Origin of the sequence: Actinosynnema sp. NPDC023587, from assembly GCF_040640215.1 — a bacterium.
Classification (GTDB): domain Bacteria; phylum Actinomycetota; class Actinomycetes; order Mycobacteriales; family Pseudonocardiaceae; genus Actinosynnema.
Genome location: NZ_JBFABG010000001.1, coordinates 650,968 through 665,487, shown reverse-complemented (window position 1 = coordinate 665,487; position 14,520 = coordinate 650,968). Strand labels below are relative to the sequence as shown.

The 14,520-nt window shown below is 70.8% G+C and carries 13 protein-coding genes, 3 tRNA genes and 1 pseudogene; 11 read left to right on the top strand and 6 right to left on the bottom strand.

Features of this window, described 5'->3' with window-relative positions; translation table 11 throughout:
* Window positions 1-619: 619 nt before the first annotated feature.
* Entirely contained in the window at window positions 620-2,341 is a 1,722-nt protein-coding gene (locus AB0G01_RS03355) for a bifunctional metallophosphatase/5'-nucleotidase (RefSeq protein WP_360939164.1), read from the bottom strand.
* A gap of 132 nt (window positions 2,342-2,473) precedes the next feature.
* Here AB0G01_RS03355 and AB0G01_RS03350 point away from each other — a divergent pair, with 132 nt between their 5' ends.
* From AB0G01_RS03350 to AB0G01_RS03340, 3 genes are all read left to right on the top strand, one after another.
* The gene (locus AB0G01_RS03350; RefSeq protein WP_360939162.1) at window positions 2,474-2,944 is read left to right on the top strand and encodes a MarR family transcriptional regulator; all 471 of its coding nucleotides are present in this window, start codon (window positions 2,474-2,476) and stop codon (window positions 2,942-2,944) included.
* A 20-nt stretch (window positions 2,945-2,964) separates the two neighbouring features.
* Window positions 2,965-3,049, top strand: a tRNA-Ser gene (locus AB0G01_RS03345).
* Window positions 3,050-3,329: 280 nt separating this feature from the next.
* Window positions 3,330-3,584 carry a hypothetical protein gene (locus AB0G01_RS03340; RefSeq protein ID WP_360939160.1) on the top strand — a complete coding sequence of 85 codons (255 nt, stop codon included), beginning with the start codon at window positions 3,330-3,332 and terminating at the stop codon, window positions 3,582-3,584.
* A gap of 108 nt (window positions 3,585-3,692) precedes the next feature.
* Here AB0G01_RS03340 and AB0G01_RS03335 read toward each other — a convergent pair.
* Window positions 3,693-3,815 (bottom strand): annotated as a pseudogene (locus AB0G01_RS03335) (integrase); the annotation flags it as partial.
* A 330-nt stretch (window positions 3,816-4,145) separates the two neighbouring features.
* Here AB0G01_RS03335 and AB0G01_RS03330 point away from each other — a divergent pair.
* Entirely contained in the window at window positions 4,146-4,895 is a 750-nt protein-coding gene (locus AB0G01_RS03330; protein WP_360939158.1) for a sulfite exporter TauE/SafE family protein, read from the top strand.
* Window positions 4,896-4,898: 3 nt separating this feature from the next.
* Here the strand turns inward: AB0G01_RS03330 and hisC are convergent, their stop codons facing one another.
* A complete protein-coding gene (gene hisC, locus AB0G01_RS03325) occupies window positions 4,899-5,966 on the bottom strand; it encodes a histidinol-phosphate transaminase (RefSeq protein ID WP_360939156.1) in 1,068 nt (355 codons plus the stop codon).
* Window positions 5,967-6,084: 118 nt separating this feature from the next.
* On the opposite strand from hisC, the gene AB0G01_RS03320 reads away from it, so the two are divergent.
* The 7 genes from AB0G01_RS03320 (at window position 6,085) to AB0G01_RS03290 (ending at window position 12,233) form a co-directional block, all read left to right on the top strand.
* Window positions 6,085-6,768: a dienelactone hydrolase family protein gene (locus AB0G01_RS03320; RefSeq protein WP_360939154.1), complete on the top strand. Its 684-nt coding sequence runs from the start codon at window positions 6,085-6,087 to the stop codon at window positions 6,766-6,768.
* Between the two features lie 250 nt (window positions 6,769-7,018).
* Window positions 7,019-7,666, top strand: coding sequence for a hypothetical protein (locus AB0G01_RS03315; RefSeq protein ID WP_360939152.1), 648 nt, complete (start codon window positions 7,019-7,021; stop codon window positions 7,664-7,666).
* Window positions 7,663-9,051 carry a hypothetical protein gene (locus tag AB0G01_RS03310; RefSeq protein WP_360939150.1) on the top strand — a complete coding sequence of 463 codons (1,389 nt, stop codon included), beginning with the start codon at window positions 7,663-7,665 and terminating at the stop codon, window positions 9,049-9,051. Before AB0G01_RS03315 ends, AB0G01_RS03310 begins: the two co-directional genes overlap by 4 nt.
* Entirely contained in the window at window positions 9,048-9,815 is a 768-nt protein-coding gene (locus AB0G01_RS03305) for an ESX secretion-associated protein EspG (protein WP_360939148.1), read from the top strand. Before AB0G01_RS03310 ends, AB0G01_RS03305 begins: the two co-directional genes overlap by 4 nt.
* Window positions 9,816-9,896: 81 nt before the next feature.
* Window positions 9,897-11,870, top strand: coding sequence for an acetoacetate--CoA ligase (locus AB0G01_RS03300; RefSeq protein ID WP_360939146.1), 1,974 nt, complete (start codon window positions 9,897-9,899; stop codon window positions 11,868-11,870).
* Between the two features lie 162 nt (window positions 11,871-12,032).
* A tRNA-Ser gene (locus AB0G01_RS03295) sits at window positions 12,033-12,121 on the top strand.
* A gap of 39 nt (window positions 12,122-12,160) precedes the next feature.
* A tRNA-Arg gene (locus AB0G01_RS03290) sits at window positions 12,161-12,233 on the top strand.
* A gap of 44 nt (window positions 12,234-12,277) precedes the next feature.
* Here the strand turns inward: AB0G01_RS03290 and AB0G01_RS03285 are convergent.
* The 3 genes from AB0G01_RS03285 to AB0G01_RS03275 form a co-directional block, all read right to left on the bottom strand.
* Window positions 12,278-13,444, bottom strand: a complete 1,167-nt coding sequence (locus AB0G01_RS03285; RefSeq protein WP_360939144.1) for a site-specific integrase — start codon at window positions 13,442-13,444, stop codon at window positions 12,278-12,280.
* Window positions 13,327-13,761 carry a hypothetical protein gene (locus tag AB0G01_RS03280; RefSeq protein WP_360939142.1) on the bottom strand — a complete coding sequence of 145 codons (435 nt, stop codon included), beginning with the start codon at window positions 13,759-13,761 and terminating at the stop codon, window positions 13,327-13,329. The genes AB0G01_RS03285 and AB0G01_RS03280 overlap by 118 nt, the downstream gene beginning before the upstream one ends.
* Window positions 13,762-13,830: 69 nt before the next feature.
* Window positions 13,831-14,499 (bottom strand): helix-turn-helix transcriptional regulator, encoded by a 669-nt coding sequence (locus tag AB0G01_RS03275; protein ID WP_360939140.1) that lies wholly within the window; start codon window positions 14,497-14,499, stop codon window positions 13,831-13,833.
* Between the last annotated feature and the right edge of the window lie 21 nt (window positions 14,500-14,520).

Sequence of the window (14,520 nt, the reverse complement as noted above, 5' to 3'; positions counted from 1 at the left end):
GTTCCCCGATGGCGCGCGACTCAACCCCACCCGCCGCTGCGCCCGCCCCTACGTTCCCGCCCGTCGCCCGCCTTCGAACTCCCGTGCCGCACCGTCCCGAGGGCGCACCGGGCCATCCCCGGGGTGCACAAGACCCAGGTGCGGGACCCGACATGGGGGTGCCGCACCTGGGTTTCCTACCTTGTGGAAGTGACTGATCCGGCTCGTCGACGAGGTGGCGTGGACCCCGGTCGGTGCCGCCGTGCGAGACGGGCACCTCAGAGTGCCGCGGTCAACAGCGTCTAACGCGTCGTGCACGCTGACAGCGCCGCGCGCTCGAAACCTCGGTCGAACCGCTTACGTTCGCGACCGGGACGGTCTCCGCCATCCCGCCCGCGGGGTCGCGGTCGAACGCGGATCGTCACAGCGAGGACTTTTCTGCACCGCACCACCTACCCCTTCCGGGCGTGCCGGTCACGGCTTCGGGTCTCGCGTCGCCGGGCGGCAGGTCCTCATCCGAGGATGCGCTTGATCGGCCGGTTCTACAACCTTTGGCCTAATCCCTGAACTGGTGAACCCCGGCCGGTGGGGCCGGGAGCGCGACGCGGGCGGGACCGTCCCCGCCCGCGTCGCGCCGAGGTCACGCGACGGTGCTGATCCGGCCCAGGGCCGGGGGAGCGGTGTTCGGGTGTGCGCCCAGGTACGCGCTGAACGCGTCCAGGTCGATGCCGCCGCCGGTGATGTCCGTGCCGCCGGTGAAGACGCTGAAGCCGTCACCCCCGGCCTGGAGGAACGAGTTGATGGTGACGCGGTAGCTCGCGGCCGGGTCCAGCGGCGTGCCGTTCAGCACCACGTCGGACACCTTGGAGCCGATCGCGGCCGACGCCGACCACCGGTAGGACAGGCCCGCGCTCGGTTGGAGCACGATCTGGCGCTGCGCGCCGTTCACCACCTGCCACTGCTGCTCCAGCGCCGCCTTGATCTGCGCGCCGGTCAGCGTGACCGTCTGGAGGATGTTGCCGAACGGCTGCACGGTGAACGCCTCGCCGTAGGTGACCACGCCGTCGCCCTCGCCGGCGGGCGACGAGGCGTGGGTGAGGTCGGCCCGCACGCCGCCGGGGTTCATCAGCGCGAGCACCGCGCCGTTGCCGGTGGTGGCGGCCAGTTGCGAGTCGGCGATGAGGTTGCCCAGCGCGGACTCGCCCGCCGCGTTCTGCGCTCGCGGGACGTCCGCGGAGATCGAACCCACCGGGCGGTTCGCGATCGGGCCCGACTTGGACTTGGCCAGGTCGATCACGGACTGGATGGCCGGGTCCGGCGTGACGTCCCTGGTCACCACGTGGTTCCGGGCGACCGTGGCGGAGCGGACCACGTCGCGGGTCCGGCGGTCGATCTTCAGGTCCACCACGGACAGCTCGCGGCCGAACGCGAGGCCCTCGACGAACGGGCGGGGGTTGCCCGCCGGGTCCCGCACCACGCAGTTGTAGTGCTGGTGGCTGTGGCCGGAGAAGACCGCGTCGACCTTCGGCGACACGCCCTCGGCGATGATCTGGCCAGGGCCCTTGTCCGCGCCCAGCGCGCAGTCGTCCGGACCGCCGCCCCGGGTGTTGTCGCCCTGGTGGACCAGCAGCACGATGGACTTGACGCCGAGCCGGTTGAGCAGGTCGGCGTACTTGTCGGCGGCGGCGATCTCGTCACCGAACTTCAGGTCTTCGACGCCGTTCGGGTCGACCAGGAGCGGCACGTCCTTCAACGGCATGCCGATGAAGCCGATCGGCACGCCGTCGCGGAACTCCACCCAGAACGGGGGCAGCGCGGGCAGGCCGCTCCTGGCCAGGGTGACGTTCGCGCCCAGGATCGGGAACCCCGCACCGTCGTAGCGGTCCCGGAACTGGCAGCCGTCGGTCGGGTGGCAGCCGCCGTGCTGGACGCGCAGCAGCTCCCGGTAGCCCTCGTCGAACTCGTGGTTGCCGGCCGCCGTGGCGTCCAGGCCGACCCGGTCGAGCACCTCCAGCGTCGGCTCGTCGTGGAACAGCGCGGACACGATCGGCGACGCGCCGATCAGGTCGCCCTGGCCGACGATGACGGAGTTGCGCACCTGCGCCCGCAGGTTCTTGATGTGCGTCGCGTTGTACGCCGCGCCACCCGCCTCCACCTGCGTGCCGTCGGAGAGCGTGACCCGGCCGGACGACCCGGTCGGCGGCTCGATGTTGCCGTGCAGGTCGTTGATGCCGATCAGCCGGACGTCGACCGTGCGCACGGGCTGGTCGTGAGCCTGGGCCGGGGTCTGCGCGAGGGTGACGGCGAGCCCGGCCGCGGCGCTGAGCGCCAGCGCGGCGGTGGTCCGTCCGAACGAGGTCATCAAGGGTCCCCTCCCTGACAGCGCCCGGTAGGAGGGCGCACCAGGGCAGGGAGTTTGCCGTCCGAGGTTGACCGGCACCAGACATCCGCGTGGATCGTCCGTTAACGGAGATGTGCGGCATAGCCTTGAGAGGTGACGGATCAGGGACCCCGATGGCTGGACGACGGCGAGATGCGGGCGTGGCGGAACTACGTGATCGGCGCGGCCATGCTCGAAGACCGCCTGCACCGCGAACTCCAGGACCGCCACGACCTGTCGCTGGCCGACTACGAGGTCCTGGTGCGGGTGTCCGAACAGCGCGGGTTGCGGATGCGGATGTCACAGCTCGCGGACGAGGTGGCGTCCTCGAAGAGCCGGGTGTCGCACCAGGTGGCGCGGATGGAGCGGGAAGGTCTCCTGCGCCGCCGGGAGTGCCCGGAAGACGGTCGCGGCGTGTTCGCCGAGCTGACCGAGAAGGGCGTGAGAACCCTGGAGGGCTCCGCACCGACCCACGTCCAAGGCGTGCGGGCGCACATGGTCGACCTGCTGACGCGTGAGGAGCAGGAGGTCGTGGCGAAGGTCTTCGACCGGGTCATCACCCACCTGCGCGGCCTGGACGGGTAACCTGCTGGACCGCGACACCGGGAAGCGTGGCAGAGCGGCCGAATGCACCCGCCTTGAAAGCGGGAGACGGGCAACCGTCCGGGGGTTCAAATCCCTCCGCTTCCGCACGTAGGAGGGGGTGCGACGCGGTTCTGACACCGGGTAGCGCCCCCTCTGTGCAGCAACGGGTGTGGCAACGCCTTCAGCCGAGTTCGCCGTGATCTTCTCAAGGCGCGCCGCCGGCGGTGGCACGTGTGATCGTCGAGCTGTTTCCGGCCGCTCTGGGCCATGACGATCGCGCGGTCCCGCGATTAGGTGGGCTGGGCACGGCGATCGACGCCCGCCGACGCTTCGCACCAGCGGCCAACGGAGGTGGAGCGGCTGGCGTTCAGGGCGAGGGGGTGTCATGGATTTGATCAGCCGGTACCTCGACCTGGTGGACGAGTACATGCGCCGACACCCCGACGAGCGGGTGGGGCAGGCTCACTACAACGCCTTGCGGCTGGAGTGGCCGCACCTTCAGCACGAGATCATGGGAACCGGGCGGGACTGCTTCAGCGCCGACAGCCGGCTTCCCGCATTCCTTGACTGGGTGGAGCACGCTTTGGCCGCTGAGCAGCGAGCAGCCGAGAACGGACAGGACCACACCACACAGGTGTAGCTACCGGTGTGGCAACGAGGGCGAACCAGTGTGGACGGGTATGGACGGGTATGGACGACGAGCCTGTGAGCTGCGGCGTCACGCATGGCCGCCGTGACGTGCGTTTGCCAGAAGGACCGTCGCGGCGGTGTGCCGCGCGTCCCTGACACCGGTCTCCGCGAGCAACTGCTTCCACGCGTCGTGGTCCGCTCGCAGGTCGAGCGGCTTGCCATTGGTCTGAGTGGATATCCAGTAATCAACACCACTTTTCGAGCTCGGATGGCCAACACCTGTGTCTTTCTGGCGATTGACACCAGCCAATTCGCGCACGAGCCACACCGCACTTTCATCAGGTAGTGGACATTGATGTGCGATTTTTTCACCCGCCGCCCCACCTTCCGGATCTTCACGGCAGGCCGCACCGATCCCACCTCGCTCGCCGGCCCCCGACGTGCCTTGTGGAGGTGGAGCGGCGAGGCCCTTCCTGCCCGCCGGGCCGGGTGTCGTGCGAGCCACACCGCGTTCCGCAGCCCGCAGTGTTAGCGTCGCTAACCAATTGCGCCGAACGAGGGAGACGTGCCCGTGACGACGTTGGAAGCGGTCCTCGTCGTCATCGCCGGGGTGTTGGCCGGCGGGATCAACACGGTCGTCGGGTCGGGCACCCTGATCACCTTCCCGGTGCTGCTGGCGGTGGGGTTCCCGCCGGTCACCGCGAACGTGTCGAACAGCCTCGGCCTCGTGCCCGGCTCGTTCAGCGGGGCCGTCGGCTACCGCCGCGAGCTGACCGGTCAGGGTCCCCGGGTCAAGCGGCTGCTGCCCGCGTCGCTGCTCGGCGGCGTGGTCGGCGCGGTCCTGCTGATCAAGCTGCCCGAGGACGCGTTCGCCGCGATCGTGCCGGTGCTGATCGCGATCGCCCTGGTGCTGGTCGTGCTCCAGCCGTGGCTCAACCGCAAGCTCGCCGAGCGCGAGCGCCACGAGCACGGCGGCGTCGCGCTGTGGGTCGGCGTCTTCCTGGCCGGCATCTACGGCGGCTACTTCGGGGCCGCCCAGGGCGTGCTGGTGATGGGCCTGATGGGCGTGCTGATGAGCGAGCACATCCAGCGGATGAACGCCCTGAAGAACGTGCTGACCGCGTTCGTGAACCTGATCGCGGGCGTGCTGTTCATCTTCATCGCCGACGTCGCCTGGGACGCCGTGCTGCTGCTCGCGGTCGGCTCCGTCGTCGGCGGCCAGCTCGGGGCGAAGGTCGGCCGCCGGCTCCCACCGGTCGCGCTGCGCGCGCTGATCGTCGTGGTGGGAACCGTGGCCATCGTGCAGATCCTGACCCGCTGACCCCTACCCGCCGAACGCGCGGGCGGCGGCCAGGAACGCGTCGTTCTCCTCCGGCTCGCCGATGGTCACCCGCGCGCCGTCACCGGCGAACGCGCGCACCACGACCTTGTGCTCCAGGCAGTGCTCGTTGAACGCCGCGGTCCGCTCACCCAGCGGCAGCCAGACGAAGTTCGCCTGCGTGACCGGCACCTCGTACCCGGCCTCCAGCAGCGCGCCGCGCACCCGGCCCCGCTCGGCCACGATCGCCCGGCACCGGACCATCAGCTCGTCCTCGGCGTCCAGCGAGGCCAGGGCCGCCACCTGCGCCAGCGCGTTCACGCTGAACGGCACGAAGACCTTGCGCAGGGTCTCGGCCAGCTCCGGGGAGCCCACCGCGTACCCCACCCGCAGCCCGGCCAGGCCGTACGCCTTGGAGAACGTCCGCAGCACCGCCACGTTGTCCCGCCCGGCCGCCCACTGGGCCTTGGCCAGCTCGACGCCGTCCGGCACGTCCGGGTCGTCGACGAACTCCTTGTACGCCTCGTCCAGCACGACCAGCGTCTCCGCCGGCACCTGCTCGATGAACCGCTCGATCTCGTCCCGCCGCAGCGCCGTCCCGGTCGGGTTGTTCGGGTTGCACACGAACACCAACCTGGTCCTGGGCGTGATCGCGGCGAGCATCGCCGCGAGGTCCAAGCCGTGCCCCGCGGTCAGCGGGACCCTGGTCTGACCTGCGCCGACGACGTGCGTGATGATCGGGTAGGCCTCGAACGACCGCCACGGGAACACCACCTCGTCGGCCTCAGTGCAGGTCGCCTGCACGAGCTGCTGGCACAGCGTCACCGATCCGCAGCCCACGGCCACCTGGGCGGCGGGGACACCGAGCTTGTCGCCCAGCCGCGCCACGAGGTCGGTGGCGGCGCTGTCGGGGTAGCGGTTCACGGCGGTGGCCGCTTCCGCGATCGCCCGCACCACGCTGGGCAGTGGTCCGGCCGACACCTCGTTGCTGGCCAGCTTGATCGCACCCGGGATGGTTTTGCCCGGGACATAACTGGGTAGCGCGGAGAGGTCTGCGCGGGTTCGCACCGTCATCCGAGGACTCCTTCCGGTTCTGAGCTGGACGTTAGCCGCTCAACACCCGGATGGGGCATACCTGCCGTTCGGTTGCTCACGTTGACTGCCGTTCACCCCCACGTGGAAGGGTTGCACCATGACACCTACCCGCACCGAGACGCTCCCCCTCACCGACGGCCGCAGCCTGCGGCTGACCGTCGCGGAGCCGGAGAACGTCGTGCGCGGCGGCTTGGTCGTGCTGCACGAGACGCGCGGTGTGACCGACACCGTCCGCGGTCTGGTGAGCGGACTCGCGGCGGAGGGCTGGCTGGCCGTCGCGCCGCACCTCTACCACGGTGCGGAGGACGAACCGGCGGACGCGGCGGAACGGGTCAGCGAGTTGTCGGGCGAATCCGTGCTGGCCGACACGGACGTCGCCTTCGTGTGGTTGGGGCAACAGGGCGTGAGCAGCGACCGGCTCGGGGTCATGGGCTTCGACCTGGGCGGATCGGTCGCGATGGTCGTTGCGGGAAGCCGAAGCATCGGTGCGGCGGTCACCGTCGGTGGGGGCGGCATCCTGGCACCGCTGTCCGAGGGGCTGCCGTCGTTGGTGGAGGTCGCGGAGGAGTTGGCGTGCCCGTGGCTCGGGCTCTACGGCGACGACGACGCCGAGATCCCGTTCAGCGACGTGGAGAAGCTCCGCGACGCGGCGGCGGACGCGCCGGTCGCCACCGACGTGGTCCGGTTCCGGGACACCAGCCACCGGTTCGACACCACCCCCGAGGCGAGCGCCGAGGCGTGGCAGCGCGCGCTGAACTGGTTCGACTCGCATCTGCGGTGATCGGCCACCTACTCGCGGCAGAGAGTCTTTCCAGCGGCTTGGAACCAGACGGCCTTCCCGGTACATCTAAGGGGAGCGTCCGGTATGCCGATGCGGACGCTGCTGGGTAACGCGCGGCGCGGCTGCGGCGAAGACCGCAGTGCAGGGGGTAACCATGAGCGACGGCAACACCGTTTCATTCACACAGCCCGCACCGGTCTCCGCACCGCACTCGGTGCCGGCGCCGGCTGTCGACACCACTACGACGCAGGTGATCACACCGGACGTGCTGCCACCTCTGGTGTCCTCCGGGCCGCCCGTCGTGGTTCCACCGGACGCCGTCACGGCGACCCCGGTCGGTTCCGGCACGGGCGATCCGATGTCGACCCAGGTCGTGACACCGCCCACAGCGGGCCCACCCGATCCGGTGGGCACTCCCGATCCGGTCGGCACGGCCGGTCCGGGCGCGGTCGGCACCGCGGACCCGGGCACGGCCACGACCCCGCCGGGCGCGAGCTTCGCGGCGGCGGCGCAGACCGACCTGGACAAGGCGACCACCGCGCTGGACGCGGTGGACAAGGGCCGGGTGCGGCTCGACCTGGACAAGCAGGCCGTGCAGGACCTGCTGAAGCTGATCACGCAGGCCCGCGGCCTGGTGGACAACGTCCACACCAAGGCCGTGACCAGCCTGGACGTCGAGCTCCAGTTCGGCAGGAACTGGGTCGGCGAGGCGATCAGCCGCCGGCTGCGCGAGGTCGCGGTCGGCGACGAGGCGTCCGCGGTCAACGTCATCGGCGACTTCATGCAGGTGCTGTTCGAGGTCGAGGAGACCATCCGCGACGCGGCGCGCAACCTCGAAGAGGCCGACGACGACGCGGCGAACGCCTTCAACTCGGCTGGGGAGGTCAAGGGCTCGTGAGCGACGACAGGCGCGGCGGCCGGGGACACGGCAACCACGGTGGGAGCCACCACGGCCACAACGGTGGCGGCAGCGGCGGCGGCGACAACGGCGGGGAGCACCACCGCGAGCCGCCGCCCAGCGACCTCGGCCAGAAGGTCGACTGGATGTCGTTCACCCACCAGGCCCTCTACGACATGGTGCACACCGGCGTCGACCTGAAGGCGGCCGGTTCCGCGCAGGCGGACTGGGCGATGGTCGGCAAGGCGCTGGACGAGGTGCAGGAGCTGCTGGCCAAGGCGATCTCGCAGTCCCAGCAGGCGTGGGCGGGCGATTCCGCCGACCGCGCCCGCGAGGCGCTGGAGTCGGTGGAGAAGTGGGCGCTCAACACCAGCGGCCACGCGGACAACGTCGCCAAGTGCATCGGCGAGGAGATCCAGCACGTGGAGACCGCGCGGCAGATGATGCCCGCGCCGTCGCCCGCACCGCCCACCGTCGCGCCGGTCACCGGGGGCGGCACGCCGCCCGTGGCCGCGCCGCAGGCCGACGTCCGCGCGGCGCTGGTCCAGCAGCAGCCCGCGTTCCGCGCGCCGCTCGGCGCGCAGCAGCGGCTGCTGACCGAGGACCGCGGCGGCGACCTGGGCAGCCCGGTGGACCACCGCGCCGCACCGCCGATCGGGCAGCCGAGCCCGTTCGCCGGGCTGGAGGCGGTGGGCGCGCCGGTCGTCGACTCGGTGGTGGCGGCCGACGCCACGCACCGGCAGGCGGCCGAGGTGATGGCGCTGTTCCAGCAGAACTCGTACGCGGTCGACCGCACCGTGCCGTCGTTCAGCCCGCCGACCAACCCGGTCGCGCCGCCGGTCCCGCCGCCCGTGGTGCTCGCGCCCCAGCCGGTCGCGCCGCCGCCCGACGGCGGCCCGGTCACCGGCGTGGTCAACCCGAACCAGCCCGCCGGTCAGCAGGAGCGCAACACCACCACCCCGTCCCAGGGGCGCGGTGGTGGCGGTGCGGCCTTCGGTGGTGCGGGCTCCGGTGGTGTGGGCTCCGGCCGAGGCGGGTTCACGGGCGGGCGCGGCGCGATGCCCGTGCCGGTCGGTTCCGGCGGCGGTGGCGGCGGTGCCCTCGGGCCCGCTCCGCTCGGCCCGCCCGGGATGGGCAGCGGCGCGATCGTCAACGACCGCTCGCCCGGCGGCAGCCCCGGTGGCGTGACCAGCCAGTTCCAGGCACCCAAGTCGGTCACGCCGCAGCACGGCATGATCGGCGCGGCCCCGATGGCCGCACCGCCGCCCGTCGCGAGCACCCCCGGTGGGGGTGGCAACGAGCGGCACCGGCCGGGGTACCTGGAAGACGACGACAACGTGTTCGGCGTGGACCGCAAGGCAGCGCCGCCGGTGATCGGCCTGTGACCGAGCGCATCTTCCGGCTCAGCGCCCTGGAGTTCTTCCTGCTGTGGCAGGCGGTCCACCACGACGCCCACCCGGTCCCGCTCGGCACCAGGCACTACGGGCACACCCGGCAGGAGCGGGCGCGGTTGGTCGAGATCGCGTCCCGCGACCTGTTCGCACGCGGGCTGGGCACCGTGCAGCGCCCCGACGAGGAGCTGTACGGGGTCCTGCGCGGCCTGGCCGAGTTCGAGGTCGGCCTGGAGGTCGTCTTCACCCTGAACGGCGAGCAGGCCCGCGGCCTGGCCACGGCGGCGTGGCACGGCGCGTTCGCGGGCCGGCTCGGCGACCAGGTCCAGGTGACCGGCTTCCGGCCCACCGCCCTGGCCTCGCGGACCGTGTCGACCCTGCCGGGCGCGCCGCCCGGCACCGGCCGCTCGGTGAACGTGCGGTGGGAGGACTACCTGGCGGCGGGCCGCGCCGGCGTCGACGACGGCACCGAGGGCTTCCTCGACGTGCTGCGCACCGTCGGGATGCGCGAGCCCGAGGCGAACACCCTGATGCGCGCCGTGACCACGCGCAGCGGCGGCGGCCAGGTGGGCGTGATCGCCCGCAACCGGGCCGGCTACCTGCACCCCACGGGCGACGCCATCTCGTGGCTGGACACGGCCGACGGCCGGTACCTGGTGCGCCGGAACGACGCGTGGCTGGTGATCGCGCCGACCGACGCGCCGCGCCTCACCTCCGCCGTGGACGAACTCCTCGCGACGGCCGGCCGCAACCAGTAGCCGCGTCCGACTATCGGACCCCCTCGAATGTGTGTTCCGCGACTGTGGTTCCGCGCGCTCCGATGAGCTAGGAACGCAGGTATGACCGACACGCGTGCCGGCACCGTCGCCGGCGAGGCAGAGCTGCTGTGGCGTCCGCGCCCCGACCGGGTGGCCGACAGCCACCCGGCCGCGTTCCGCTCGTGGCTCGCCGCCGAGAAGGGCCTGGAGTTCTCCGACCACCCCGAGCTGTGGGAGTGGTCGGTCACCGAGCTGGAGGCCTTCTGGGGCGCGGTCGCGGAGTACTTCGAGGTGAAGTTCCACAGCGCGCCCACCGCCGTGCTCACCGAGCGGGTGATGCCCGGCGCGGAGTGGTTCCCCGGCGCGACGCTGAACTACGCCGAGCACGCGTTGCGGCGCGACACCGACGACCTGGCCGTCGTGTTCCACCGCGAGGACGGGCTCGCCGCGCAGCTCACCTACCGCCAGTTGCGGCGTCGGGTGGCCGCCGCGCGGGCCGGCCTGGTGGCGCTGGGGGTGCGGCGCGGTGACCGGGTCGTCGCCCTGGTGCCGAACTCGCCCGAGGCCCTGATCGCGTTCCTGGCGGCGGCGTCGCTGGGTGCGGTGTGGTCGTCGTGCTCGCCGGACTTCGGCGCGCGCGCCATCGCCGACCGGTTCACCCAGATCGAGCCGACCGTGCTGATCGCCGTCGACGGGTACCGGTACAACGGGCGCGGGTTCGACGTGCGGCCGACCGTGGAGCAGCTCAAAGCCGCGATCCCGTCGCTGAAGGCCGCGGTCCTCATCGACTACCTCGGCGGCACGCTGCCCGGCACGGTCGACTGGAACGCGCTGCTGGCCGAGCACGCCGACGCGGAGCTGACCTTCGAACCCGTCCCGTTCGACCACCCGCTGTGGGTCCTGTACTCGTCGGGCACCACGGGGCTGCCCAAGGGGATCGTGCAGGGGCACGGCGGGATCGTGCTGGAGCACCTGAAGATGCTCGCCCTGCACAGCGACCTCGGGCCCGGGGACCGGTTCTTCTGGTTCACCACCACCGGTTGGATGATGTGGAACTTCCTGGTGTCCGGGCTGCTGGTCGGCACCACGATCGTCCTGTTCGACGGCAGTCCCGCGCACCCCGACCTGTCGGTGCTGTGGCACTTGGCCGAGCAGCACCGGGTGACGTACTTCGGGACGTCCGCGCCGTACATCCAGTCGTGCCTGAAAGAAGGGCTCAAGCCCGCGGAGCGTTACGACCTCACCGGGTTGAGGGTGGTCGGCTCGACCGGTGCGCCGTTGAGCCCGGAGGGTTTCCGGTGGATCGCCGACGCCATCGGGAAGGACGTCCAGATCGCGTCCGTGTCCGGTGGCACGGACCTGTGCACCGCGTTCGTCGCGGCGTCCCCCGACCTCCCGGTGTGGCTGGGAGAGCTGTCGTGCCGGGCGCTGGGCGCGTCCGTGCACGCGTACGACGAGCAGGGGAAGCCGGTCGTGGACCAGGTCGGCGAGCTGGTGATCACCCAGCCGATGCCGTCCATGCCGGTCTTCTTCTGGGGCGACGACGACGGGACCAGGCTCCACGAGGCGTACTTCGACACGTACCCGGGCGTGTGGCGGCACGGTGACTGGATCCGGATCACCCCCAGGGGTTCGGCCGTCATCTACGGCCGGAGCGACTCGACCCTGAACCGGGGCGGGGTGCGCATGGGCACCAGCGAGTTCTACCGGGTCGTGGAGGGTCTGGACGGCGTGGCCGACTCCCTGGTGATCGACACGTCGGGAGCGGGCGGGGCGGACGGCGAACTGCTGTGCTTCCTGGTGCTGGAGGCCGGAGTCGCCCTGGCGGACCTGGAACCGGTGCTGAAGAAGGAATTGAGGACCAACCTGTCCCCGCGCCACGTCCCGGACAGGTTCGTGGCCGTGGCGGAGATCCCGAGGACGTTGAACGGCAAGAAGTGCGAGGTCCCGGTCAAGAAGATCCTGGCCGGCACCCCGCCGGACCAGGCCGTGAGCCGGGACGCCCTGCGCAACCCGGAGTCCCTCACCCCCTTCCTGACCCTGGCCGGGAGCTGATTCCCGGTCCTCGACCGAGACGTGCGCCACAAGACGCCCTCCTGAACCCCTGGTGAACACCCCTTTTACCCCCTCTGACCAGCGAGGACGGGGGTAAGAGGGGGGCGTTTTGCCACGCCCGCACCGACCTGTGTAATCTATGCGTCGTAGCCGAGGGCTCCGGGAGGCTTCGCCTAGTCTGGTCTATGGCGCCGCACTGCTAATGCGGTTTGGGTTCACGCCCATCCCGGGTTCAAATCCCGGAGCCTCCGCAACACTCGGCCTCGGCCGGGTGACAACTGAAAATCGATGCGCTCGTAGCTCAACGGATAGAGCATCTGACTACGGATCAGAAGGTTGCAGGTTCGAATCCTGCCGAGCGCGCATCGCAGAACCGCAGTGAGACCACCCTCTTGCTGCGGTTTTTGCTATCTCAGGGCATCACCTCGTTGTTCCGCTATCGTTGTCGGCGGCCCGTGGGTGCCCGATGGGTGCCCGAGCGTTTTTCTTCGCGGCACGATCGACCTCGTCGCTTCGGCTGCGGCGTTCGCCACTTCCGGCAGGACGCTGGTGTAGAGATCGCTGGTCGTGGCGAGCGTCGAGTGCCCCAGCGTCTCCTGGATGACCTTCAGGTCGACGCTGGCGGCGAGCATCAGGGTCGCGGCGACGTGCCGGAGGTCGTGCAGCCGGATCGGCGGCACCCCGGCCGCAGCGGACAACCGAGCGAACCGATCACTGATCCACGACGGTCGAAGCTCCGACCCGTCCGGCTTCGTGAACACCCGGCCTGACTCGACCCACAACGACCCCAACCGTTGCCGCTCCGCCCACTGGTGGCGTCGGTGTTGGCGTAGGAGCCGAACACCCTCCCGGTCGAGCGAGACGGTCCGCTCGCCGGCGGCGGACTTCGGAGCGCCTTCGGTCACCTGGTAGTCAACTTCGGTGAGCTGGGTGAGGATTTGGAGCGTGGCACCGTCCAGGTTGGTGTCCGTCCACCCCAGGCCCGCCAGCTCACCCCGCCGCGTTCCACGGAACGTCGCCACGTGCCAGAGAGCTTCGTAGTCCGGGTCGTGCTCGGCCACGTGGTCCAGGAAGCCCCCGGCCTGCTCCGGCGTCCACACCATCACCGGGCCCGGCCGCAGCCCCGTCCTGCGCCACTGCTCGACCCGCTCCGACGTCCAGATTAACGGCCGGACCTTGGTGGCTTCGACTGTCACGTGCGCGGCCGGGTTGAACGTGGCGAGCTGTTGCCGGATGGCGTCGTTCAAGGCTGCGCGGAGCGTCGCCAGAATGCGCTGCTGCGACGATCCGCGAACCGGCCGCCGGTAGGGCGGCAGCTCGGCCAACTGCTCTCGCAGCGCCCGCTTGGGCGTGTTCCTGATCCGGGACTCAAGGGCGCGGCGGTCGGAGTTGTTGGCCTCGATGGCGTCGTTGTCGTCCTCGATCCGGTTGAACATCTCGACGACGTGGGCCACGGTCAGCCGGTCCCGGCGAATGTGTCCGATCTTCGGCTTGAGGTAGAGCCTGATGTGCGACTCGTAGGAGACCTCGGTGGCTCGGCGGTGCGTTCCTGGCCATGCCAGGTGTCGAGCCATTCGCCGATGGTGCCTTTGTCCGCCAACGGGAGCCCTGCCTTGAGCTGCCGTCGTACGGTCTCGGTTTCCGGCAGACGCTCCCGCTTGTCCAACGCGGCCAGCATCGCGCTGATCGCCTCGCGGTCCTCTGGGTCGTCTGGTTCGGCCAGCGCCAACAGTTCCCGCACCCGGTCCAGGTCGGTCTGAGCCTTGGCCTTGGTCTCGTACCCGTCCCGGCGGAACGTCCGCCGGGTGCCGTCGAGCGCCGGTGCCAACTCCTGTCGCACCTGCCAGGCCCCATGATTGCGCTGGGCCAGCTTGGGGCACCGGCTTCCCATGTCCTTGCCGTCGGCGTCCCGGCATCGGCACCGACGACGTATCCCCCCTGCCACTTCTTGCTCTCCGTTCTACTCAGGACTTCGTTGGTCGCTCTCGTCCACGACTTCGGCGAGCAACCCCTGCGCCACCAGTTCGGACTGGATCTCCTGGGACAGCTCGCGGGTGATGTGCCCGCGGTGAGCGCCGCGCTCCGCGCCGTCCAAACCGCCTAGGCCCTCGACGCGCAGGTCTCGTTCCTCGGACAGCGTCCGGCCCCACAACTCCACCGCCACGGCGATCACGGTCTCCGGCGGTATCCGAAGCCGGAGCGCAAGCGCCCGGTCCGCCTCCGAGGTCTGGAGTTCCTGGTCGATCTCGGGGTCGACGTGGGTCAGGTCGAGCAGCTCGCGCCGCCATTCGAGGCCCCACCGCGTGCCCCCGTCGACGCCCGGTGCGCCGGTGATCAGGTCTCTGATCCTCGTGCTGGGCAGGGTGAGCCGGTTGGAGAGCGTCACGTCGTCGTCGCCCGCGAACAGCTCGGCCAACTCGACGTTGAAGGCGTGAGCAATGGCCAGGACGTCCGCGAACGACAGGTTCGGGCGTTCGCCGGCCTCAATGGCCGCGATCTTGCTCCGGCTGAGCGGGGTGCCGCGCCTGGCGAACAGGCGCGCTGCCTCGTGCTGCGTCATCCGGGCCAGACGGCGCAGGCGCTCCAGGTTTCCACCTACAACAGTGCCCACCATCCGCTCTTGGCTCATCCACTCAGTGTGGTGGTTCGC